Origin of the sequence: Bacteroides caecicola (assembly GCF_023337095.1) — a bacterium.
Taxonomy (GTDB): domain Bacteria; phylum Bacteroidota; class Bacteroidia; order Bacteroidales; family Bacteroidaceae; genus Phocaeicola; species Phocaeicola gallinarum.
Window position 1 is genome coordinate 22,590 of record NZ_JAMBLM010000013.1, and the last position, 23,634, is coordinate 46,223.

Sequence of the window (23,634 nt, forward strand, 5' to 3'; positions counted from 1 at the left end):
CATTATTCCAATGCTCTCATAAAAAGTCTGACAAAAGAATCCAGTACACGAATACAGAACATTATTATACATTGTATTTCAACTATTTACAAATACAATATACAAATTAGAGAACAATAGAAAATTCAGGTTTATGCAAATAAAGAACATTGAAAGACAATAAGAGAATAAAAAGAGACATACATCCAATAGCTTGCAGTGATGTAATCGCATACGTCCAGAATGCCGCAGGGTTGTTTATATGGATGTTTTCGGGCGTATGCAATACGCCCCTACATTAGTAAACGGCTAAAAATTTCTACCCATAGAACCGGGCAACACTATGGGAAGAACAGGGCAACGCTACCGCATGGAATGACCAACGCTAACGGTAGCGTTTTGGAGGGGTATGCCGACAGAAAATTTCTCTTTATGAAATGGGAATCAACGGGCGTTCTTATATTGCTCACGATAGAGTTTCGGAGTGGTTCCGTAACGGCGGGAAAACTCTTTGTAGAAATAAGGGCGGCTGGAGATGCCGATACTTTCTATTACTTCTTGGATAGTAAGGTCGGTTTCTAACAGCAGTTGGGAGGCGCGTTCCAAACGGTATTTCTTGATGAAATCGCTGGGAGGAAGTCCGGACAGCTCTTTTACTTTCCGGTAAAACTGGCGGGTGCTCATGTTCATCTTTTCTGCCATGAAGGTAGAGCCTAAGTCTTCACGGCTGATGTTCTCGTCTAATGTTTCGATGAAGCGTTCTACGAAACGTATCTGTTCAGGCTGACGGCAGTTCGGGAAATCGGCTGCCCATTTTCCCAAAGCCGACTCAACCAATCCGGCTTCCGCCTGACGTTTTGCCTGAAGTTCCTCGCGCGAGGCTGCCCATGCCAATGCCAGACGGTCGAAAAAGCCTTTCCGGTGAAGCCGATACATCCAAAGCGTCAGCAGCAACACGACAATTACCACCAGTATGGTGTAGGTTATCTGAGAATGGTACCAATAGGGAACGATTTTCACTGCCACGGAATATTCTTCGTAAACCGTATCGAGCACGTCTTTTTTATAACGCACGCGGAACAGGTACTCACCCGGCGGAACGCGGTGGAATACGGCCTCGTTTTCTTTCGAGAAAAAGCTCCATTTGTCACTGTAACCTTCAAGTATATAGGCATACTCAATGTCGGGGTTCAGGTAATCCAACGCCACAAACTGTAAAGAGAATGTATTTTGCCCTTCCGACAAGACGATTGCCTTACGGTCGGGCGAATAAAAATCGTCTAAAGAAGCCTCTTTACGGTCGACCACCAACCGGCGCAATACCAACGGCGGATAATATTCCAACGCCGAAGAGCGCGAGCTGTCTAACCACAACAGCCCGTTTACCCCTCCCAAAAAGATATTTCCCGTATAGGGACAACGATAGTAACTGTCATCGCTAAACTCACCGATTTCAATGCCTTTGCTATAATAATACGTATAAGAACCTCCGCTTACGGGGTCGTATTTAATCATTCCTCGGTTCGTACCCAACCATAACATCCCTGTACCGTCTTTTACGATACCGTGAATCATTTCGTTGAACAAACCTTGTTCACGCCCGATGTAAACGGGCTGTACGCAAGAGTCTTTCACTGAAACCGATACCAATCCCGCGGTAGTCCCCACAAAAAAACGGTCGGCATCGTAAGCACACAGGCACAGAATGTCGTCGACTGCCTTGCCTAACATGTCGCAAAGTGAGTAAACCTGAAACTTTTCTTGCCTCAAAGCATATTTTACCAATCCTTTTCCCCGGCTTCCGAACCATAAAACGGAATCGCCCTGCACCAGTACGGAAGAAAATTCCAGCACTTCTTCCTGACCGGAAAAGCAGCGCACAGGTTCGGTCTTTTTAGCACGGGAATACCCGCTTTTCCCGTCCAGCGAAACTTTGATTATTCCGCTCCCCAACGTGGCAAGCCAAAGTGTAGAGTCGTTTTCCTCGTAAACCCCGTGGATTTCGGCAACACGATTTCCCATCGAACCTCTTACGGGCAACAGCTTATCGTGTTCATACGAATAGTAATAGAGTACCGAATCGGCCATACCTACCCAAAAATCATCACTTCTGCGCTTCTTTTTCAGCGAAAACACCGGATAAAAATCTGCCTTACGCGCATAAGCAGAAAAAGAGTATTTCCCTTTGGGCGAATAAACGTCTCCTTCAAAATTCGTATCATCCTGATAATGAGGTATACGCAACAAGCCGTCTCCTTTAGTTCCTATCCAAAGCGTTCCTTCCTTGTCGGTCATAATCCCTCTAACCTGTCCGTTTATAGCCGGCGACAGCTTCTCTAAAATCAAATTCGTAACCAGCGTATTTTTTTGCGTCAGCTTCACAACACCTGCCCCGTCTGTACCCAACCATAAAATACCCTGAGAAGAATCTACATAGACAGAAAAGATACGCAAATCTTCCCTGAACCTTTCTTCAGAATATTGATTAGAGGCGGTTAAGCGCAACAACCCTCCGGTATGAAGCGTAATCAGAATATCGTCATGAAACGACAGGATATTAACAAACGAACCATACTTTTCAACCAAGCTGCGCACGTTACGGATATAAACTTTCGATTTATGGGCGACATCGTAAAAATACAAATCGTCTGTGGAATCTATAAAACAAATTATCCCATTCTGTGAATAGGTCTTTACGATGGGTACGGCATGTAAAGACGAAGAAGATACTTGGAGCTTGGTTTGAGCAGAATCATTTGAAAACGAGTTCAGGGCAAAATGAAACATCTGTGTTCCCCGGTCGGGAATGACATGCAGCACTCCTTTTGAATCGATAAAGGCACTGTTTCGCAAATTGCCCGTCCGGAAATTCAACTCAAGGATTTTGATGAACCGCTTGTGGTAGGTATTATAATAATATAAATGCTTATTGCCCAATACCCAACTGTTTCCTTGCCTATTGGAGTGAATCAGCGTTTCCTCATCCGAAAAGTGATAATTGTCGATGACTGACAATGAATCGGTGGAAAACAAGTTGATGCCCGAAAAACTCTGTACCCAGATATTACGGTTTCCGGCATCTTGGATACGGGAGATGATGTTGTTATCCAGCGTTCTCTCTTTAGAGAAGTCGGTACGGTAGACGGTGATTTCTCTGCTGTCGTAACAGTTCAGGCCGTCGTACGTACCCAGCCACATCAGTCCCAGACTGTCTTTAAACACGTCTAAAACCGCGCTGTTCGACAGTCCCTGTAAATGGTTAATGGTAAAAGAAGTATAAGTACCGGAGGCAAAAAGAGCCATCCGGAAACAAATTCCCATAAGGATGAAACACAGCCTGCGTGTACTTATACTTCTCATTCAATCAGATTAAAACAAAAACCTCAGCACATCATTAAAGTTTGCCCAGATAAGAAGCCCAAAAAGCAGGAACATTCCCACCATTTGCGCATATTCCAAGAATTTATCGCTTGGTTTCCGACGGGCGATAATCTCATAAAGCAAGAAAAGCACATGTCCGCCGTCTAAAGCCGGAATGGGCAGGATATTCATGAATGCCAATATGATAGAAAGGAATGCCGTCATAGACCAGAACCGTTCCCAATCCCATACTTTCGGGAAGATGCTTCCTATCGTTCCGAAACCTCCCACGCTTTTCGCTCCTTCTTTCGTAAAGACATACTTCATGTCGCTTACGTATCCGTTCAGCGTATTGACACCCAAAGTAATTCCGGCCGGGAAGGATTCGAAGAAACCATAACTTAAGACGGTAGGCTTATAATCGAGCAATCCGCCCGTAGCTTCTACTTTAAACTGCTTGTTGGTCTGCACCTCCACGGTATCGCGCATCCCATTACGCGAATAAACTAACGAAAATGAGGCTGTTTCTTTCTTTTCTAATTCTGCCTGTGTCTGCAATTTGCCCATCTCGTCTTGAAACTCATTCCATGAATGAATGGACGTTTCATTTACAGCCAGCAAAGAATCGCCCGACTGTATGCCTGCTTTAGCAAAACCTCCCCCGGCTATAACCGAATCGACTACGTTAGGATAAAATACGTCAACAAACATAGGGTCTTCTTTTGCCACATCTAACAAACTGAGTTCAGGCATGAGAATTTTTTTCTCTTCTCCCTCACGCAATACGGTAACTTCGCGAGCCTCAACGATGCTGCGAACCATATCCATATCGAACCGTTCAAGTTCTTTACCGTCTGCCGATTTCAAGATATCGCCATCACGGAAACCGATATTTTGAGCGGTTTCATTGAATTTCATGCCGTGGGTCATATCTTTCAAAGCAATATACTGGTCGCCCCACGTAAACAAAATCATGGAATAAATAATCAATGCCAATATGAAGTTCATCATTACACCTCCAATCATGACCAGCAGACGCTGCCACGCCGGTTTTGAACGGAACTCCCACGGCTGGGCCGGCTTTTTCATCTGTTCCGTATCCATTGATTCGTCAATCATTCCGGAGATTTTACAATATCCTCCTAACGGAAGCCAACCTATACCGTATTCTGTGTCGCTGTTTTTGGGCTTAAACTTAAATAATGAAAACCACGGATCGAAAAAAATATAAAACTTCTCCACACGAATCTTGAAGAGACGCGCAAAGAAAAAGTGTCCTCCCTCATGGACAATTACCAACAACGATAAGCTGAGTATTAACTGAAGGGCACGAATTAAAAATGTTTCCATTCTACGTTATTCTTTATTATCTGTTTTGTTACTATTACTTATTCATCCCGTTAATCACTAATTCGGCTGCAATACGCCGTGTTTCCGCATCGGTTTCCACATAATCGTTATACGTGGGAACTTTGATAAAAGGAACCATCGACATGGCTTTTTCTATCACTTCGCTCATCTTCAGGAAAGATAGCTGGTCTTTCAAGAAAGCCGAAACGACTACTTCGTTTGCCGCATTGACAATGCAAGGCATATTTCCACCCTGATGTAAAGCTTCGTATGCCAAAGCCAGATTACGGAAGCGCGTAGTATCGGGGGCTTCGAATGTCAGCGTACTATATTTGGCAAAATCCAGCCGTTCGCCCGACAAATGTTCGCGCCGAGGATAAGAAAAAGCGTACTGGATAGGCAAACGCATATCGGGTACTCCCAACTGTGCCTTCACCGCTCCGTCTTCAAATTCTACCATCGAATGAATGACCGACTGAGGATGTACCACAACCTCGATTTGGTCGGGACGTACGCCAAATAGCCATTTAGCTTCTATCACTTCAAATCCTTTGTTCATCATCGAAGCCGAATCAATCGTGATTTTTGCTCCCATGTGCCAATTCGGATGTTTCAAGGCTTGTTCTTTTGTAACCGAACGGAGCTGTTCCATTGTCAGTGTCCGGAAAGGTCCTCCCGATGCCGTCAGGATTATCTTATGTACCGGATTCTCACGCTCCAAACATTGGAATATAGCCGAGTGCTCCGAATCGACAGGAAGTATCGGTGTATGGTATTGCGAAGCCAAATCATTAATCAATTCACCGGCAACAACCAGTGTTTCTTTATTTGCCAACGCAATGGTCTTTCCAGCCTTAATGGCATTTATAGTAGGACGCAGTCCGGCATAACCTACCATTGCCGTAAGCACAATATGAATAGGCCCCGACTCTACAATCTGACACAAGGCATCAGTCCCGGCATAAACCTTTATCGGCAAATCAGACAGCGCCTCTTTTAACTGGATGTATTTATCTTCATTGGCTATAACTACGGCTTCGGGCATGAACTTCCGGGCTTGCTCTGCCAGCAGTTCCACCTTATTATTTGCGGTCAGTGCGTAAACTTCATACAAGTCGGGATGTTCTTCCACCACCTGCAAGGCCTGTGTACCAATAGAACCTGTTGAACCTAATATCGCTATTTGTTTTTTCATACTATCAAAAGACTATATATTTTTCCGGGTTAATCGGATTTCCTTTATGCCACAATTCAAAATGAATATAAGGTTTACCATTCTCTGTGTCGCCTTTGGTCCCCACTAAAGCGATAACTTCACCTCCTTTTACCCGGTCGCCCTCTCGCTTTATCAACGAACCACAGTGCTTATAAACCGTAATGAAATTCTGTGTATGCTGTATCTGTATCACATAACCGGCTTCCGCCGTATAAGCTGCCAATATAACCGTGCCATCGAGTGCAGAAAGAATACTCCCATTAGGACTTGCGGTAAAGTCGATGCCGAAATGTTTCTTTTCAGGATTAAAAGCTGTTGTTGCCACTCCCCGAAGAGGACGGTAAAATATCAATCCCGCCGCGTCGCTGACATCTCTTACCGCAGTAAGATTATAACGTTCTTTTTCTTCATACTGCTTACGGAAATCTTCTTCTTCCTTAGTCCGTTCCATCAAATTCTCGGCGCGCACGTTTGTAAGAGAGTCTATCGAAAGAACGGTATCGGCTTTCACCCTGCCGCTGATAATATCCTGAACATTCATGATATAATGGTTCTGGCGTTCTAACGCCAACCGGAGTGAATCGGCACGCAACGCATTCGATACAACCTGTTTACGCACCTCGCTGTTCATATAACCGGGCAAGTAATTGCGCAACGGAGTGAAAGTTATTATCAGTGCCGCAATCACAAAAATAGCCGTACATACGCAAAGCAAAACCGAAAGCCCGTTCAGTTTAGACACATGGATGCCTACTACTTCTTCCAAAGTATTTTCATTGATAATCGTCAGCTTATATTTAAACTTAACGTTATGCCAAAACGCTTTACGGTTTCTTTTCCCCATGTCTGTCAATCCAATAACCCTTCAGGTATGTCTACGGTCAGAATCTTTTTCTTTTTATCCAATCCTACAATAAATTCTTCATGCGCCGGAAGCAATAGTTCTTTGCCTTCTTTCTCGATAACAAACAATACGTTTATAGTAGCATCATCCACATCTACAATAGACCCTAAATCACCGTGACGGACATCTTTTACCTGAAAGCCAACAAAGAAGTTCCACGAAGTGATTTCGTCTTGTTCATCCATGTATTTCTTAGGAAAATACACTTCGACATTGGTGAATCTCCGTGCCGCTTCTGCCGAATCAATTCCCTCAAACTTCACCAAAGCCATATTGTCAGAACGGAAACGGTATTCCTCGAGAAAGAAAGGAACCAAAATACCGTCTAACAGCAAAATCAAATAATCGCAATCGTCTACACGGTCGAATATATCATCAGTAAAGGTAAACGACAGTTCACCCTTGATTCCGTGCGGCTTATTGAGAATTCCGATTTTAAAAACTTCGTCTTTCTTTATCATAATGAGTCTTTATTCTATACGGGTGATACGTGCGCCAAGCGCCGTCAGTCGTTGTTCGATGTTTTGATATCCGCGGTCTATCTGCTCAATGTTATGGATACGGCTGATTCCTTCAGCGCTCAAGGCAGCAATCAACAAAGCAATACCGGCACGAATATCAGGCGATGACATGTTTCCGCCACGTAAATTGAAGTTCCGGTCATGACCGATAACTACCGCCCGATGAGGGTCGCACAAAATAATCTGTGCCCCCATATCAATCAGTTTATCAACAAAAAACAAGCGACTTTCAAACATCTTTTGATGAATCAACACGCTACCTTTCGCCTGCGTAGCCACAACAAGCATTACGCTCAGCAAGTCGGGGGTAAGTCCGGGCCACGGAGCATCCGCTATAGTCATGATAGAACCGTCAATGAATGATTCTATCTGATAATGGTCTTGTTGCGGAACCAAGATATCATCCCCCCGCTGTTCGATTTGAATACCTAAACGACGGAAACTGTTGGGTATGATACCGAGGTTATCATGCGAGACGTTCTTTATGAGTATTTCGCTACCTGTCATTGCAGCCATGCCGATAAAGCTCCCCACTTCAATCATATCGGGCAAAGCAGTATGCGTGCATCCTTTCAGTGATTCAACCCCCTCAATAGTCAACAGATTTGAAGCGATACCGGATATACGGGCTCCCATGCGGTTCAGCATCCGGCAAAGTTGCTGAATATAGGGTTCGCAGGCTGCGTTATAAATAGTGGTAGTTCCTTCTGCTAACACGGCTGCCATGATGATATTGGCTGTTCCGGTTATCGAGGCCTCATCAAGCAACATGAACGTACCCTTCAATCGATCGGCATAGATTTTAAAAACGCCTCTCGAAGCATCGTAATCAAAAGAAGCGCCTAACTTTTGAATACCCAAGAAATGCGTATCCAAACGGCGACGACCTATTTTATCTCCTCCCGGTTTGGCTATCAAAGCCTTGCCGAAACGGGCTAACAGCGGTCCCACAAGCATCACAGAGCCGCGCAACTTCGAACAACGGGTAAGGAATTCTTCGCTTTCCAAATATTCCCTATCTATTGTTGCTGCTTTAAACGTATAAGTATCTCCCGACTTTTTCGAGACTTCAACCCCCATGTCGCGCAACATCTGAATCAGATTGTTAACATCCAAGATGTTAGGCACATTACTAATGGTTACTTCTTCTTCGGTAAGCAACGTGGCGCAAAGCAGTTGCAAGACCTCATTCTTAGCCCCTTGCGGAATAATCTCTCCGTGTAGCTTATGTCCTCCTTCAATTACAAACGAAGCCATAATACGTCCGTTTTTATTGGTTTTGGTTATTATATTTTTTCTTCGACTGATTATTGTTTGCCGGACGACGACGCGAATTAAACGTGCGTTGCTCGAAAAAGCGTACGTCTTCGATAGAACATTTTATCTTTCCATCCGACAGTTCATAAAGATCTTCCAATATCTTCATATCTTCCACTCCATCTTTATTCCATGCCACATAATCTTTTTTCATGTGGTTGACTATCAGATTTACCAGTTGCTTTTTCTCGTCGCCTTCTTCAAAATCAGATGCTATTTTTATCAAATCCTGAACAAACCGCCCGTAATGACGATAACGAATATTATGCTGTAAATAAGGGATTCGCTCAGGCTTAACTTCCAGTTCTTCCTTTTTCACTATTTCTACGGGATAGTCGATATCCAACTTAAAATCGGACATTATGGCCAAATGATCCCACAACTTGCGATTAAAATCAGAAGCATCGCGCAAAAGTGGAAACATATTTCCCATTATATTAATTATTGTATTGGCACAACGCTGACGTTCTTCACGGTCTTCGATAGTCAGCGCATAATCTACCATGTTTTGCACGCTACGTCCATATTCCGGCAACGGCAATTTACGTTTCTGCGTATTGTATTCCATTCTAATTTATAACTAAATAGAAACCATCAGACAGAGATGAAAGGTTTTCTCACCTGTTTCCGGCTTCATGGTTCGACGTATGACATTAAATGTAAAAACTTCCGGCAGGTATCTTATTTCTATCAAAAAAACATTGGGACAAATTCATGAAGACCACGCAGCGAAGTTCATCAACCAAGCGTATGTTTTACATCAAATATCCCAATATCTTTTTAAAGGTTTCAGAACCGGATTTCAATGCGCCTATAACCGCTTAAAGAAGTTTTTTAGGCACAGAGGTGACAAACTCTTTCAGATAGAACGGTTCAAAATATGCCACATCTTTAAAGTTTTCGCGTGCCATCTCTTTTTCTGCAAGCGGAAACATCCACTTAGCCAGCGGATTTATATTTTCAATAAAATGGGCATTCGGATGCGTCAGCTTCGAGCGACACTTCTCCGCACCGTTTCCAAAGAAGTAAACAGGATGTTCTGCCAAAAAACCGGCGTATGAATTTTCATCGATAATATCAGCCGAAATAGCCCGTTGTGCTTTCAGAGAGCGGTCGTAAACGACTGCATAGACTTCCATACGCCGTGCATCTATCATCGGACAAAGCAATGCATCTTCCGGCAAGTCATGAAAAAGCAAGATGGGAACACACATTACTTCCGGTGTAGGCAGTCCGATAAGCGGAATATTACGTCCGTAACAGATACCTTTCGCCATCGATACCCCGATACGCAGTCCGGTGTACGACCCCGGACCACAGCTTACTGCCACTGCATCGACCGGAATCGCATGACTATCGGCAAACGATAGCGCTTCGTCTACAAAGACGCCTAACGTTACAGCATGAGAAGGCCCGTTGAAGTCTTCTTTCGAAAAAATAGAAGCTCCGTCCTGACTCACTGCTACGGAACATACATCCGTTGATGTTTCAATATGTAAAATACACGACATAATACAATCTTAAATTATTAGCAATCTGCAAATATACATTTTTATTTGCACTCCGTTCTCTTCTTCGGACGATTTTAAAGCCCGTTAATAAATATATTCTTAACAAAAGAGATTCACAACCAAATAAATTCCGGCGGCAAGCAGCGCGCTGACAGGTATTGTTAATACCCAAGCAGTCATCAGGCTACGGGTAACTCCCCAGCGAACGGCCGACAAGCGTTTGGTGGCTCCCACACCGATAATGGCTCCCGTGATAGTATGCGTTGTACTGACAGGTATCTTCAAATACTCAGTGAGATACAACGTAAAAGCACCGGCTGTTTCCGCTACTACGCCTTCGAGCGGAGTAACGCGCGTAATCTTGTTTCCCATCGTCTTTACAATTTTCCATCCTCCGGACATGGTTCCGAGCGAGATAGCTGTAAAGCAAGAAAAGGCAACCCAGTCGGGCAAATCGGCTATGCTGTTTATTCCCATACCTAACCCTTGTGAATGGGCTGCTATCATCGCTGCAGCAATGATACCCATCACTTTCTGAGAATCATTCAGTCCGTGACCGATACTGAACAAGGCGGAAGAAACCAGCTGAAGTTTCTTAAACCACATTTCGGCTGTATGCGGGCGCGATTTCTTACACAGATTCAGGACAATCAGCGTAAATCCGAATGCCACAATCATACCAATAAAAGGTGCAAGAAAAATAAAGGCTGCTATTTTCAGAATGATATTAAGCTGTATGGCTTCAAAACCGTGTGCCATGATTGCCGCACCGGCAAATCCGCCAATCAAAGTATGAGACGAAGAAGAAGGAATTCCTTTCCACCAAGTAAACAAATTCCAGATAATGGCGGCAATTACTCCTGACAAGATAATAGGTAAGGTGATGTAATCTTCGAAAACCGTTTTCGATACGGTATTGGCGATACCGAAATCGCCAATAATATACTTGGCTATGAAAAAAGCCACGAAATTAAAACATGCCGCCCACACCACAGCTTGAAAAGGTGTAAGGACTTTAGTAGAAACGATTGTCGCTATTGAGTTCGCAGCATCATGAAATCCGTTAATGTAATCGAATATCAGTGCTAAAACGATGATGGTTATTAATAGTTCCATATACTTATGTTATCCGCTTCTGTTGTTTTAATTAAGCATACTTCACTATCAGGCTCTTCAACACTTTTCCTACATGCTCGGCAGCATCGGTTGTCTTCTCTAAGCACTGCATGATTTCTTTTGTTTTAAGAATCTCGATGCAATCTTTCTCTTCGCGGAAAAGTCGGGTGATAAACAGTTCATAAACATCGTCGGCATGATTCTCTATCTGATGGAGCTGTAAGCAACACTCGCGCAACGAAGCGGGTTTCTTCGAGAATGTTTCCAGCTCATCCATCGCTTTACATATATGTACAGCGCCTTCGTGAATCAATACAGCCAACTCTTTGCCACTATCCGAAATAGAACGGGGATTATAGATGGCGATACGCTTCGCTGCGCTGTTTATACAGTCTATAATATCATCGGTCGATGATGCCAAATCGTGGATGTCTTCTCTGTCGAATGGGGTGATAAACGTTTTCCCCAGTTCTTCAAAAATACGATTTGTCAACTGGTCTCCCTGTCGTTCCACGTCTTTAATCTTCTTGTAGTATTCGCTTCTCTCTTCCGGAGATTCGTGTTTCAAACTCTCCATTAACAGCTCAGAAGCTGACAACACGATTTCAGACAATTGTTTCAATAACGGAAAAAACTTAGTTTCCTTAGGGGCAAAACGGCTAAAGAATGAATTTTTCATTTGCAGTAGTTTTTAATTATAGTTTATCTCTTATTTGCTTTCAGTTTAGCGCGCAATGTCTCGATTACGGCAGGAAGTATAGATATCACAATAATGGCAACCAGCACCAGCTTTAAGTTTTCTTGCACAAAGGGAATGTCGCCAAAGAAATAACCGGCATAACAGAATATGCCAACCCAAGCTGCCGCGCCGAGCAGGTTATATACAATAAAATAATAATAGTGCATTTTCCCCATTCCGGCTACAAAAGGCGCCAGCGTGCGCACGATGGGAACAAAACGGGCGATAACGATGGTCTTTCCTCCGTATTTCCGATAAAAGTCGTGGGTTTTCTCCAGATATTCTTGCTTGAATATGCGGGAGTGGGGATTCCTGAACAGCTTGTGCCCGAAGAAACGCCCTATCTCGTAGTTGCAACTGTCTCCGAGGGCGGCAGCGGCAAACAAAATCAAAGCTAAAAGATTCACGCTGAGTGGAACATCGGGCTGAGCGGCAATCGCTCCCGAAACGAAGAGCAGCGAATCGCCCGGAAGAAAGGGCGTGACAACCAGTCCGGTTTCGCAGAAAATGATTAAGAACAAAATTGCATACGTCCACAAATGATAATCCTGTACTATTTCAATCATGTACCGGTCGATATGCAAAATAAAGTCAATGATAAATTCCATATAGAGTTCAAATTAAGAGTTGTCCGGATAAAGAAAAGTAAGCGTACAGATTCCCGAGGCAGATATACTCATATCCTCCGACAAGAAGCCTCGGCATGATGTCATGAACAGACTTAATCGTATGTTGCACATCCATTGTGTCATAACGGGCGCAAAGTTATCAAAATAATCTGTTATTTCGATGCTATCAAACACAAAATTTATATGCCTTCTTGCCGTGTCTCACAGAAAATCTGTACTTTTACCTGACATTTTAAATAAACAAGAGCCATGCAAAATTTTGAATGTGATTATTTGGAAGGCGCACATCCGCTGATTATGGAGCGTCTTGCCGCTACCAATATGGAAAAAACTCCGGGTTATACGGAAGACTGTTACTGTGAGGAAGCGCGCCGCAAGATACGCCAAGCCTGCGGATGTCCCGACGCCGAAGTTTATTTTTTAGTAGGAGGAACCCAAACAAACGCCACGGTGATAGCTGCTTTGCTCCGGCCTTACGAGGGGGTGGTTGCCACCGAAACCGGACACATCAACCAGCATGAGGCGGGAGCGATTGAGGCGGGCGGACACAAGGTTTTACCCGTTCCGCACCGGGAGGGCAAGATGGAAGCCGGGATGTTAAGCCGGTATCTGAAAAACTTTTTTGCCGATGAAGCGTATGCCCACATGGTGAATCCCGGAATGGTTTATCTTTCTCATCCCACGGAGTACGGAACACTTTATACGCGGAGTGAGCTGGAAGCCATTGCTGCCGTATGCAAGGAATACCGCTTGCCGCTCTTCTTAGACGGGGCGCGTTTGGGATACGGTCTGGCTGCCGAAGAGACGGATGTGACGCTCGAAACCATCGCATCGGTATGCGACGTGTTTTACATCGGAGGCACGAAAGTGGGAGCATTGTTCGGCGAGGCAGTCGTTTTCCCGCGTCCGGGCATTGTAAAGCAATTCTTTACCATCGTGAAGCGTCACGGGGCATTATTGGCAAAGGGACGCTTGTTGGGCATACAGTTTGATACATTGTTTACCGACGGGCTGTATCTGGATATTTCACGCCATGCCATCAAAATGGCTGCACGGCTGCGTCAGGCACTGACCGAGCGGGGATATACGTTTTTTATCCGTCCGCAAACCAACCAGCTTTTTGTTTCTCTCCCGATGGAAAAGGTCGACGAGCTGAGCCGGAAGGTACGCTTCAGTGTATGGGAGAAGCATGAAAATCATACGGCAGTGGTCCGTTTCGCCACCAGTTGGGCTACCAGACCCGAAGACATCGACGAGCTGATCAGCCTGCTTTAGGAGAAAGCGTAACACTCTCTGTTTCAACAAGGAACAAAACCTGAAAATTCTACCCATAGGACGAGTATATTCTATGGGTAGAACAAGGCAACGCAACCGCTTGGACGAAGCAACGCTACCCATAGGTTTTCAGGAGCAAACAGCCAACCCGATTTCCTCCTTCACCGAATACCTTATCGGAAAATTTAAACAGGCTCTTAAACAGTCACTCAATAAAAATTCCTACCTTTGCAGCAACTAAAAAAATTGAGAAATTATGATACAATCAATGACCGGATATGGCAAATCGACAACCGTATTCGGAGGCAAAAAGATTCATGTTGAAATAAAATCGCTAAATAGCAAGGCGATGGACTTATCTACGCGCATCGCTCCTCTTTATCGAGAAAAAGAAATGGAAATCCGTAACTTGGTATCACAGACATTGGAACGTGGAAAAGTGGATTTCAGCTTATGGGTGGAAAAAGACACCGCCGAAATCGCCACCCCGATAAACGTCGCCTTAATAGAGAATTATTACAATCAGATAAAGACAATCTCCGATAGTTGTAACATTCCGCTTCCCGCCGACTGGTTTGCAACGTTGCTTCGTATGCCCGATGTACTGACGCGGGTAGATGTGCAAGAATTGGAAGAAGAAGAATGGGTGGTAGTACGCAAGGTAATCGAAGATGCTCTAACCAACCTTACCGATTTCAGAAAGCAGGAAGGCAAAGCCTTAGAGAAAAAATTCACTGAAAAAATTGACAACATCGAACGTCTTCTGAAATCCATCGAGCCGTTTGAAAAAGAACGGGTAAGCAAAGTTCGCGAACGCATTACCGAAGCATTGGAAAAAACGCTGAATACTGATTATGACAAAAACCGCTTGGAGCAGGAATTGATTTATTACATCGAGAAGCTGGATATCAATGAAGAAAAACAGCGCTTGACGAATCACCTGAAGTATTTCCGCGAAACAATGGCGGGCGGACACGGACAGGGTAAAAAACTGGGATTCATCGCCCAAGAAATGGGACGTGAAATCAATACCACGGGCAGCAAATCAAATCATGCCGAAATGCAGAATATCGTGGTGCAGATGAAGGATGAACTGGAACAAATAAAAGAACAAGTTTTAAACGTTTTATAAGTATGGGAAAACTAATCATCTTCTCCGCCCCGTCGGGTTCAGGAAAATCGACCATCATCAACTACCTGCTAACTCAAAATTTAAACCTTGCTTTTTCTATCTCGGCAACCAGCCGTCCGCCCCGCGGTACGGAACAAAACGGGGTTGAATATTTTTTCCTCACTCCGGAAGAGTTCAGGCAACGCATTGCCAACGGCGAATTTCTGGAATACGAAGAGGTTTACAAAGACCGCTTTTACGGCACGCTGAAAGCACAGGTGGAAAAACAGTTAGAAGCAGGACAGAATGTGATTTTCGATGTAGACGTGGTAGGCGGATGTAACATCAAACAATATTATGGCGACCGCGCCTTGTCGGTTTTCATTCAGCCGCCTTCGGTAGAGGAACTGCGCAAACGCCTCAACGGACGCGGAACGGATGCGCCTGAAGTAATAGAGAGCCGCATTGCCAAAGCCGAATTTGAATTGAGCTACGCCGACAAGTTTGATGTAAGAATTATAAATGACAAACTTGAAGCGGCTGAAGCCGAAGCGTTAAAAATAATCAGTAACTTCATCAAACAATAAAGAAAGGATATGATAAAAAACCCAAGAAAGATGCTGCAGTTCATGCTGATTGTGTGTATCCTCATCGGACTGGCTGCACTGGCGGTAGGAATCGTGGCACTTGCCAAACAAGAATATATCATCGCCGTAGCCATGATACTCGTTGCGGCATGGCAAATCGTGAATTACCGGAAATGGAAAAAAAGCCTATAAGAACAGGGGTATTCAGCGGTTCGTTCAATCCGATCCACATCGGACATCTGGCTTTGGCGAATTATTTATGCGAATATGGGGAAGTGGACGAGGTATGGTTTCTCGTCACTCCTCAGAATCCGTTCAAGCAAAAAGCGGAATTGCTGGGCGACGACCTGCGGCTGGAAATGGTGCGCAGAGCCGTGGCAGGCTATCCGCGTTTCGTGGCTTCCGATTTCGAGTTCCGTCTCCCCCGCCCTTCTTATACGGTCAATACGCTTCATCATCTGGCAGAAGCCTATCCCGACCGCGAGTTTTATCTTATCATCGGGGCAGATAATTGGGCCTCTTTTGCGCAATGGAAGTCGCCGGAAGAAATCTTGGCGCATCATCACCTGCTGATTTATCCGCGCCGTCCGTATGAGGTTGCTCCCGAATCGCTTCCTGCCCGTGCCAAAGCGGTCGATACTCCTTTGCTGGAAATCAGTGCTACATTCATCCGACGTAGCATCGAGGCAGGGAAAGACATCCGATACTTCCTGCATCCGGAGGTTTGGAAAATGATTGAAGAACAAAAACTTTACCGCAAATCTTGACATTTTTGCTCCTCTGAATCCCTCTTATTCTTCTTCGTACAACAAATACTTGCCGCGCATTTCACGGTAACGGTTCAGGTCTTCCTGCCAAGCCGCGCGGATTTCTTCCTCCGTCTTTCCTTTCAATATATCGAGGCGTACCTGATTGGTTCCCATCAGTAAGTCGAACCAACGGGGGCGGGTGAAGAATGATTTCTCCGGATTATCGGTAAAGCTCCGGTAATGCCGATAAGCATCTAACACATATCGCAACGAAAAACCCTTCGGAGCGGATACACCTCGCAGGTCTCGCCCGTAGCAATACGTGTTTTTATGGAGCGGATTCATGTCCGAGCCTTTCGTGGGGCGGGGCATGAAACGGAAACTGAACACTTTCATCTGCGGACTTCCGTACACTTGGAAAGGATAAGGCGTTCCGCGACCGATACTGACCGAAGTTCCCTCGAAGGGACACAGCGAGGGATAAAGGGCTATGGCTTGGTCGTTGGGCAAATTGGGCGACGGTTTTACCGGAAGCGAATAGGGCTGTCCGTGCTTCCACCCTTCCACGCTTACCACTGTCAGCGGGCAGGTAAGCCCTGCGCCTAACCATCCTTCCCCGTTTATCATCTGAGCCATCTCGCCTACGGTACAACCGTGAACCACGGGGATAGGCAACATTCCTACGAAACTTTTATACGCAGGCTTCAGCACCGGACCGTCCACGTAGTCACACGGGTTCGGGCGATCGAGCACCACCACCTCTTTGCCCTGTTCGGCACAAGCCTGCATCACGTAATAAAGGGTACTGATATAGGTATAGAAGCGCGCTCCCACGTCCTGAATATCGAAAACCACCGCATCGGTTTCCGCAAGCTGGGCAGGCTGCGGCTTTTTATTTTTCCCGTAAAGTGAGGTTATCGGAATGCCTGTCTTACCGTCTCTACCGTTTTTCACCGTTGCGCCTGCGTCGGCATCTCCCCGAAAACCATGCTCAGGAGCAAATATCTGCACGATTTTCACTCCACGACTGTACAGCGTATCAAGCAAATGCGCACCGCCACACAGCGATGTCTGATTTACTACCAGCGACACGCGCTTCCCTTCAATCAGAGGCAGCAAAACATCCAAACGTTCGGCACCGGTACGAAGAGCGGCTGACTGAATCGCCGTAACCAACCAAATACATGAGAACAGAAAGATTTTAAGTTTCATATCCAACATAAAATAAATAGCATATCTTTGCACAAAGATACATTTTTATTTTTCACAGCAATGGAAGAAAACTACAAAACAAGAGAACAGCAATATAGCATCTCATTTATACACTCTGCAGGGACAACAAAAACATAACGAATAAATCATTTTATATAAATCCAATAAAAACCGAACATCTCCAATCTATGAAAAAAGCACTTCTATCGTTAATATTTTTACTCCCCAGCATTAGCTTGTTTGCACAGCATCTGGTAAAAGGCACAATCACCGACTCAATCGGTTCTCCGCTTGATGCAGCCGTAGTAGTATTGATGAATCCCGAAAACGGAAATGCCATCCGGCAAGGTATCACTTCGCCCGACGGAACATACACCCTGAATGCCACAGGAAATATGCAAATCTACATAAGCAGTCTTGGTTTCCAATCTTATATAAGCCAACCTTTTTATGTAGCATCAGATACCGTTATCCCAACTATCCGGTTACATTCCGAAAATTTCAAATTAGACGAAGTGGTAGTAGTGGGTGAAAAGCAGTCGCCTTCCATTAAAATCGAAAAGGGGAAAATGATTTTCATTCCAAAAAACAGCAGCATTGTTGCAGGAAGTACGGCACTTGAGGTACTGAAAAAAACACCGGGCGTTTTCGTAGACGGAGAAAACAATATCAGCATCGGCGGGAAAAACAACGTACTGGTCATTCTTAACGGAAAACAAACATACATGCAAAAAGACGAACTAGTTACGTTGTTGAAAGCTACGCCGTCGGCAGAAGTCGCATCGGTGGAGGTAATACATAACCCTTCGGCACAATACGATGCGGAAGGTTCGGGAGGAATTATTAATATCAATATGAACCGGAAGAAATCAGAAGGTTTTTTCTTTTCCATCAATAATGGTGTGTCTTATTGGAAAAATTTAAGAGAAAATACTGAACTTTCGTTTAGCTACACCCAAAACAAAATCAGTCTATCGGGTAGTTACAATCATGCTTTCGGTTATTACGACATGGATTACGGGATGCAACGCGTCCAAAACGGGAAAGATTATTACAGTCCTACCCAAGACACAGACAAACGCAAAACCATATCCGGTAGCTTGAATCTGGAATATGCTCTGACTGACAAACAGACCATCGGCGGACACATAGACATAAACACCCTGTTCGGACCGGGACAGACCCATACCATAACTAAAATCAGAGATGCTGAAACCCATACGCTGGAGCAGACGCTTTACGCCGGAAATGATTATTACAAGCAGAAAGGAAACCGATACGGAGGGAATCTTTACTACACGGCTATTCCGAAAGAGGGTGTGAGCTACACTGCAGATTTCAATTATGCGTGGTTCGACGGCGGTTCGGGCAACCTGCAACCGAACACGTACGTATTGCCGAACGGAACAGTGGCACAAGATAACCTCTACAAATCGGTCAATAGCCGGAATATACACATCTACGCTCTGTCGTACGACCAACAGCATCCGCTGTGGAACGGCGAAGTAAAATCGGGAATTAAATTCTCGTCTGTCAATGCCGACAACGGATATCAGTTTTACAATGTGGCAGATGGAGCGGAAATCATTGATGCCTCCCAGTCGAACGACTTCCGATATAAAGAGCAAATATTGGCAGCCTATATTTTATACACTCATTCCATCGGAGAAAAGTTTAGTCTGGAGGCAGGACTACGAGGTGAATATACCTTCTCTGACGGCAAACTTCACGCCGTAAGCGGCAAAAGAGATGAAGAAAACGAGCGTGATTACTTTAATCTTTTTCCAACGTTCAATCTTAATTATCAGATTAATGATCATCATGCGCTGACTCTGAGTTACGCCAGTCGCATTGATCGCCCGGCTTATCAGGATTTAAATCCATTCGAATACCTGCTGGATGAACTCTCATATTGGAAAGGGAATCCGTTTCTCACGCCTCAGAAAACACATCGGGTCGCTGTTACATACTCGCATAAACGCACGGCGCTGACGGCATCGTACTCGTACATGAAAGACTACAAAGCTCAGATAACTGATACACTGTCGGTGAATAAAGTGATTATGACGCCGCGCAACATCGGTAAGCAACAACGTATATCGCTTACGCTATTTCAGGGAATTACCCCGACACAATGGTGGGAAATGAATCTGAACTTGATAGGATATTACGTGAAAAACGACATTGCGTTCGACCGATTCCGTCTATTTAATCTGGACGGTTTTGCCGGCATCTTCTCAATACAGAATACCATCCGCCTGCCGTGGCAAATCCAAATGGAACTGAACGGTTCGTACAGCACAAAACGATTAGGAGCATCGAATGAATACATCGAACCATCGGGATATGTAGACATTGGATTCAGTAAGAGTTTTGCTAACCGGAAATGGACGATAAACCTCGCCATGAGTGATATTTTCTGGACCAATCGTTGGGATAATTACAGTTCGTTCAGCGGTTTCAAGTTATGGAACTGGGGCAAGAGCGAGTCAAGACAAGTCAAACTGAACATTACTTACAGATTCGGTCGTGAAAAAAACAGCAAGCATAGCAGCCATTTCAATGAAATAGATAGATTATAGTAACGAAAAAAAGATTGTATGGCAACGGAATCAATTAAAACATTACCTTTGCCAACAAAATACCAAAAGTAAAAACCATGAATCCGATTGACTTGATAAACAAATATTACCCGGAAGACAGCGAACTAAAGCATATTCTGATTACTCATAGCCGCTCGGTAACCGATAAGGCACTGGATATGGCTCGCAGGCATCCCGAACTGGAGCTGGACTTGCAGTTTATTGAAGAAGCTGCCATGCTGCACGACATCGGAATCTTCCAGACCGACGCGAAAGAAATATACTGCTTCGGTACACACCCTTACATCTGTCATGGCTATTTAGGTTCGGAACTCCTGAAAGCCGAAGGATATCCGCGACACGCTTTGGTTTGCGAACGACATACGGGCGCAGGTATTTCACTACAACGTATTGAAGAACAAAATCTTCCCATTCCTCACCGCGAAATGATTCCGCTCAGCTTGGAAGAACAGATTATCTGCTTCGCCGACAAGTTTTTCTCGAAAACGCACCTTGACCGTGAAAAAAGCATCGAAAAGGCACGCAAAAGCATCGAAAAACATGGCGAAGAAGGGGTGATACGCTTCGATACATGGTGTAAGTTGTTCTTATAGAATAAAAAAATACATTAAAAACCGGAGCTTTCGCTTTTATTTGGGGCAGAATGCTTACTTTTGCAGGCATTATGTTCTGTAAATAATTAGTGATGACATCATTTAGAAGAACTACATACATTCTGATATCCTTATTTTTCGTGGGCTTTTTCTTTTCGTTCTACGCCGAAGCCCAGCGTGTAAGGGGAAAGAGGGCACGACAAAACAAAGTGGTTGCCACCGACTCCTTACAGAGAGATTCGCTTGTGTCAGACTCGCTGATGCTCGACTCGCTGGCTTTAGATTCTACGGACAATGAAAAGAAAGAACCGCTCGACGCGCCGGTAGTATACGAAGCTGCCGACTCCATCGTATTCACAAAAGAAGGATATGCCCATCTGTATGGTGAGGGAAAAGTAACATACCAAAATATCGAACTTACTTCGGCTATCATATCTATGAATATGGATAGCAGTACGGTATATGCCCGAGGCGTGGCAGACACTGCCGGGGTAGAAACAGGATTGCCGATTTTCAAAGATGGCGAAACGCCTTACGAATCGAAAATCATGCGTTACAACTTCAAAACCAAAAAAGGATTTATCAACAACATTGTAACACAGCAGGGCGAAGGATATGTTACCAGTGAGGAAGGTAAAAAAGGTGCAGATGATGAAATCTACATGCGTCACGGAAAATATACCACCTGCGATAACCATGACCATCCTCACTTCTACCTGAAACTCGCCATGGCGAAAGTACGCCCAAAGAAAAACGTGGTTTTCGGTCCGGCGCAGTTAGTAGTAGAAGATGTTCCACTGCCCATCGCCGTCCCGTTTGGTTTCTTCCCGTTCAACAGCAGTTATTCTTCAGGATTCATTATGCCTACGTACGGAGATGAAATGAACCGAGGATTTTACCTGCGCGACGGAGGATATTATTTTGCCATTAGCGACCAGATGGACTTAAAGGTATTGGGAGAAATCTTTACCAAAGGGTCGTGGGGACTCTCGGCTGCTTCGAATTACAACAAGCGTTATAAGTTCAGCGGATCATTCAATGCCAGCTATCTGGTAACCAAAACCGGTGAAAAGGGTATGCCCGACTATTCAGTATCGAAAGACTTCCGCATTCAGTGGAGCCACCGTCAGGATGCCAAAGCCAATCCGAACAGCTCATTCTCGGCAAGTGTCAATTTTGCTACCAGCAGTTATGACCGTTCAAGTTTGAGTACATTGTATAATCCGCAGGCATATTCACAAAACACTAAAGCATCCAGTGTAAGTTATTCGCGTACTTTTCCGGAAATAGGTTTGAATATTTCAGGAACATTTAACATTACTCAGAATACCAGAGACTCCTCTATCAACATGACTTTGCCGGACGTAAACATTTCGTTAAACCGTATTTATCCGTTCAAACGTAAAAAGGCGGTAGGCGACGAACGTTGGTATGAAAAGATTTCGTTCCAGTATACCGGTACGATGACCAACTCGATTAACACGAAAGATAACCTCTTGTTTAAGACCCCTCTTACACAATGGGAAAATGGTATGCAGCATAAAATACCCGTCTCTGCTACGTTCAACCTGTTTAAGTATATCAATGTAGTTCCTTCGTTCAACTACACCGAACGGTGGTACTTGCGTAAGGTAAAACAAAGTTATGACCCAAGCCCCACATCGAGCGACCATGTACGCCGTGATACCATCAACGGGTTTAACCGCGTGTACGACTACAATCTCTCGCTCCAGATGAACACGAAACTTTACGGTATGTATAAACCGCTGTTCATGAAGAGCAAAGAGCTTCAGATACGTCACGTATTTACGCCTACCATCAGCTATACGTATACTCCCGACTTCAGCAAGAAGCGTTACGGCTATTTCGACACGTACACATATACCGATGAAGACGGCGAAGTGCGCACCGTGGAGTATTCTCCTTACGAGGGGGCTGTATACGGATATCCTTCCACAAAAGGATCTTCGCAGAGCATCAACTTCTCGGTTGACAACAACATCGAGATGAAGATGAAATCTGATAAAGACTCTACGGGATACAAGAAAATAAGTTTGATTGACCAATTAGGCGCAACGCTTTCTTACGACGTAGCCAACAAGCGGTGGAGTGACTTGAGCATGAACCTCCGCCTGAAGCTGACAAAGAGCTATACGTTTAACATGAACGCATCGTTTGCTACGTATGCTTATCAGTTTGACGAAGACGGAAACATCGTGGAAGGCGACCGCACGGAATGGTCATACGGACGCTTCGGACGTTTTCAGGGATATAGCGGTTCGTTCTCATATACGCTGAATAACGATACGTTTAAGAAACTGTTCGGCAAAAAAGATAAAACCGAAGAAAAAACAGACACCGATAAAGAGAATACCGAAGAAGAAACAGACGAGGAAAATACTGAAGAAGAAACAAACAAAGGAAACATGCGTAAAACCGAAAAGGCTTCTGTCGATACCGACGGCTATTTGGCTTTCAAGTTTCCGTGGAGCATCAGTTTGAGTTACAGTTACAGCATCCGCGAAAACCGCGACCGGGAGAAATTCAATATCAAGAAGATGCGTTACCCGTATTCGCTCACTCACTCGCTCAACGTTTCGGGTAACTTCAAGATAGGAAGCCGCTGGAATATGAATTACTCTACGGGATATGACTTTACCTCGAAAGAAATGTCAATGACAACCCTTAACATTACCCGCGACCTCCACTGTTTTAACATGAGTTGCGGTTTGGTGTTCGGTCCGTTTACCTCTTACAACTTCTCTATCCGCGCCAACTCAAGTATGCTGACCGATGCCCTGAAGTGGGACCAACGAAGCAATACGGGTAGTGCAGTGACATGGTACTAATCATCATACAATA

General features: G+C 44.6%; 20 protein-coding genes. 8 read left to right on the forward strand and 12 right to left on the reverse strand.

Going from position 1 to position 23,634, the window contains the following annotated elements:
- Positions 1-423 precede the first annotated feature (423 nt).
- From M3085_RS11690 to M3085_RS11740, 11 genes are all read right to left on the reverse strand, one after another.
- Positions 424-3,339 (reverse strand): helix-turn-helix domain-containing protein, encoded by a 2,916-nt coding sequence (locus tag M3085_RS11690; protein WP_249053090.1) that lies wholly within the window; start codon positions 3,337-3,339, stop codon positions 424-426.
- Positions 3,340-3,348: 9 nt separating this feature from the next.
- On the reverse strand, positions 3,349-4,689 hold the full coding sequence (gene rseP, locus M3085_RS11695) for an RIP metalloprotease RseP (protein WP_204500934.1): 1,341 nt from the start codon (positions 4,687-4,689) through the stop codon (positions 3,349-3,351).
- A gap of 34 nt (positions 4,690-4,723) precedes the next feature.
- Positions 4,724-5,884 (reverse strand): 1-deoxy-D-xylulose-5-phosphate reductoisomerase, encoded by a 1,161-nt coding sequence (locus M3085_RS11700; RefSeq protein ID WP_178257045.1) that lies wholly within the window; start codon positions 5,882-5,884, stop codon positions 4,724-4,726.
- A gap of 4 nt (positions 5,885-5,888) precedes the next feature.
- Positions 5,889-6,749: a murein hydrolase activator EnvC family protein gene (locus M3085_RS11705; protein WP_178257044.1), complete on the reverse strand. Its 861-nt coding sequence runs from the start codon at positions 6,747-6,749 to the stop codon at positions 5,889-5,891.
- A 5-nt stretch (positions 6,750-6,754) separates the two neighbouring features.
- On the reverse strand, positions 6,755-7,270 hold the full coding sequence (rimM, locus tag M3085_RS11710) for a ribosome maturation factor RimM (protein ID WP_178257043.1): 516 nt from the start codon (positions 7,268-7,270) through the stop codon (positions 6,755-6,757).
- 9 nt (positions 7,271-7,279) lie between these two features.
- On the reverse strand, positions 7,280-8,587 hold the full coding sequence (gene murA, locus M3085_RS11715) for a UDP-N-acetylglucosamine 1-carboxyvinyltransferase (RefSeq protein ID WP_249053091.1): 1,308 nt from the start codon (positions 8,585-8,587) through the stop codon (positions 7,280-7,282).
- Between the two features lie 13 nt (positions 8,588-8,600).
- The gene (locus M3085_RS11720; protein ID WP_249053092.1) at positions 8,601-9,215 is read right to left on the reverse strand and encodes a DUF4290 domain-containing protein; all 615 of its coding nucleotides are present in this window, start codon (positions 9,213-9,215) and stop codon (positions 8,601-8,603) included.
- A gap of 253 nt (positions 9,216-9,468) precedes the next feature.
- Entirely contained in the window at positions 9,469-10,158 is a 690-nt protein-coding gene (gene tsaB / locus M3085_RS11725) for a tRNA (adenosine(37)-N6)-threonylcarbamoyltransferase complex dimerization subunit type 1 TsaB (RefSeq protein WP_249053093.1), read from the reverse strand.
- Between the two features lie 99 nt (positions 10,159-10,257).
- Positions 10,258-11,274 (reverse strand): inorganic phosphate transporter, encoded by a 1,017-nt coding sequence (locus M3085_RS11730; protein ID WP_191709964.1) that lies wholly within the window; start codon positions 11,272-11,274, stop codon positions 10,258-10,260.
- Positions 11,275-11,305: 31 nt separating this feature from the next.
- Positions 11,306-11,953, reverse strand: coding sequence for a DUF47 domain-containing protein (locus tag M3085_RS11735; RefSeq protein WP_178257038.1), 648 nt, complete (start codon positions 11,951-11,953; stop codon positions 11,306-11,308).
- A 23-nt stretch (positions 11,954-11,976) separates the two neighbouring features.
- The gene (locus M3085_RS11740; protein ID WP_191709963.1) at positions 11,977-12,621 is read right to left on the reverse strand and encodes a DedA family protein; all 645 of its coding nucleotides are present in this window, start codon (positions 12,619-12,621) and stop codon (positions 11,977-11,979) included.
- Positions 12,622-12,891: 270 nt separating this feature from the next.
- Here M3085_RS11740 and M3085_RS11745 point away from each other — a divergent pair, with 270 nt between their 5' ends.
- The 5 genes from M3085_RS11745 to nadD all read left to right on the forward strand — a co-directional run bounded on the left by M3085_RS11745 (position 12,892) and on the right by nadD (position 16,382).
- Positions 12,892-13,917, forward strand: coding sequence for a threonine aldolase family protein (locus M3085_RS11745; protein ID WP_249053094.1), 1,026 nt, complete (start codon positions 12,892-12,894; stop codon positions 13,915-13,917).
- Positions 13,918-14,173: 256 nt separating this feature from the next.
- Complete coding sequence (locus tag M3085_RS11750) at positions 14,174-15,049, forward strand: YicC/YloC family endoribonuclease (protein WP_178257035.1); 876 nt, start codon at positions 14,174-14,176, stop codon at positions 15,047-15,049.
- A gap of 2 nt (positions 15,050-15,051) precedes the next feature.
- The gene (gene gmk, locus M3085_RS11755; RefSeq protein WP_178257034.1) at positions 15,052-15,615 is read left to right on the forward strand and encodes a guanylate kinase; all 564 of its coding nucleotides are present in this window, start codon (positions 15,052-15,054) and stop codon (positions 15,613-15,615) included.
- A gap of 9 nt (positions 15,616-15,624) precedes the next feature.
- A complete protein-coding gene (locus M3085_RS11760) occupies positions 15,625-15,807 on the forward strand; it encodes a hypothetical protein (protein ID WP_178257033.1) in 183 nt (60 codons plus the stop codon).
- Positions 15,789-16,382: a nicotinate (nicotinamide) nucleotide adenylyltransferase gene (gene nadD / locus M3085_RS11765; protein ID WP_191709962.1), complete on the forward strand. Its 594-nt coding sequence runs from the start codon at positions 15,789-15,791 to the stop codon at positions 16,380-16,382. Before M3085_RS11760 ends, nadD begins: the two co-directional genes overlap by 19 nt.
- A gap of 24 nt (positions 16,383-16,406) precedes the next feature.
- On the opposite strand, the gene M3085_RS11770 is transcribed toward nadD, so the two are convergent.
- Positions 16,407-17,576 (reverse strand): exo-beta-N-acetylmuramidase NamZ domain-containing protein, encoded by a 1,170-nt coding sequence (locus tag M3085_RS11770; RefSeq protein ID WP_249053095.1) that lies wholly within the window; start codon positions 17,574-17,576, stop codon positions 16,407-16,409.
- 188 nt (positions 17,577-17,764) lie between these two features.
- Between M3085_RS11770 and M3085_RS11775 the strand changes: the two genes are divergently transcribed.
- The 3 genes from M3085_RS11775 (at position 17,765) to M3085_RS11785 (ending at position 23,621) form a co-directional block, all read left to right on the forward strand.
- Positions 17,765-20,158: a TonB-dependent receptor domain-containing protein gene (locus M3085_RS11775; protein WP_249053096.1), complete on the forward strand. Its 2,394-nt coding sequence runs from the start codon at positions 17,765-17,767 to the stop codon at positions 20,156-20,158.
- Between the two features lie 77 nt (positions 20,159-20,235).
- Positions 20,236-20,772 (forward strand): HD domain-containing protein, encoded by a 537-nt coding sequence (locus tag M3085_RS11780; protein ID WP_178257029.1) that lies wholly within the window; start codon positions 20,236-20,238, stop codon positions 20,770-20,772.
- Between the two features lie 92 nt (positions 20,773-20,864).
- Positions 20,865-23,621, forward strand: a complete 2,757-nt coding sequence (locus tag M3085_RS11785; RefSeq protein ID WP_178257028.1) for a putative LPS assembly protein LptD — start codon at positions 20,865-20,867, stop codon at positions 23,619-23,621.
- Positions 23,622-23,634 lie beyond the last annotated feature (13 nt).

Bases quoted from the DNA above. Each gene is read 5' to 3' on its own strand.
- rseP (WP_204500934.1), bottom strand. From the start codon at position 4,689: ATGGAAACATTTTTAATTCGTGCCCTTCAGTTAATACTCAGCTTATCG.
- nadD (WP_191709962.1), top strand. From the start codon at position 15,789: ATGGAAAAAAAGCCTATAAGAACAGGGGTATTCAGCGGTTCGTTCAAT.
- M3085_RS11700 (WP_178257045.1), bottom strand. From the start codon at position 5,884: ATGAAAAAACAAATAGCGATATTAGGTTCAACAGGTTCTATTGGTACA.
- M3085_RS11730 (WP_191709964.1), bottom strand. From the start codon at position 11,274: ATGGAACTATTAATAACCATCATCGTTTTAGCACTGATATTCGATTAC.
- rimM (WP_178257043.1), bottom strand. From the start codon at position 7,270: ATGATAAAGAAAGACGAAGTTTTTAAAATCGGAATTCTCAATAAGCCG.
- M3085_RS11745 (WP_249053094.1), top strand. From the start codon at position 12,892: ATGCAAAATTTTGAATGTGATTATTTGGAAGGCGCACATCCGCTGATT.
- M3085_RS11780 (WP_178257029.1), top strand. From the start codon at position 20,236: ATGAATCCGATTGACTTGATAAACAAATATTACCCGGAAGACAGCGAA.
- murA (WP_249053091.1), bottom strand. From the start codon at position 8,587: ATGGCTTCGTTTGTAATTGAAGGAGGACATAAGCTACACGGAGAGATT.
- M3085_RS11760 (WP_178257033.1), top strand. From the start codon at position 15,625: ATGATAAAAAACCCAAGAAAGATGCTGCAGTTCATGCTGATTGTGTGT.
- tsaB (WP_249053093.1), bottom strand. From the start codon at position 10,158: ATGTCGTGTATTTTACATATTGAAACATCAACGGATGTATGTTCCGTA.
- M3085_RS11720 (WP_249053092.1), bottom strand. From the start codon at position 9,215: ATGGAATACAATACGCAGAAACGTAAATTGCCGTTGCCGGAATATGGA.
- M3085_RS11690 (WP_249053090.1), bottom strand. From the start codon at position 3,339: ATGAGAAGTATAAGTACACGCAGGCTGTGTTTCATCCTTATGGGAATT.
- gmk (WP_178257034.1), top strand. From the start codon at position 15,052: ATGGGAAAACTAATCATCTTCTCCGCCCCGTCGGGTTCAGGAAAATCG.
- M3085_RS11705 (WP_178257044.1), bottom strand. From the start codon at position 6,749: ATGGGGAAAAGAAACCGTAAAGCGTTTTGGCATAACGTTAAGTTTAAA.
- M3085_RS11770 (WP_249053095.1), bottom strand. From the start codon at position 17,576: ATGAAACTTAAAATCTTTCTGTTCTCATGTATTTGGTTGGTTACGGCG.
- M3085_RS11775 (WP_249053096.1), top strand. From the start codon at position 17,765: ATGAAAAAAGCACTTCTATCGTTAATATTTTTACTCCCCAGCATTAGC.
- M3085_RS11740 (WP_191709963.1), bottom strand. From the start codon at position 12,621: ATGGAATTTATCATTGACTTTATTTTGCATATCGACCGGTACATGATT.
- M3085_RS11785 (WP_178257028.1), top strand. From the start codon at position 20,865: ATGACATCATTTAGAAGAACTACATACATTCTGATATCCTTATTTTTC.
- M3085_RS11735 (WP_178257038.1), bottom strand. From the start codon at position 11,953: ATGAAAAATTCATTCTTTAGCCGTTTTGCCCCTAAGGAAACTAAGTTT.
- M3085_RS11750 (WP_178257035.1), top strand. From the start codon at position 14,174: ATGATACAATCAATGACCGGATATGGCAAATCGACAACCGTATTCGGA.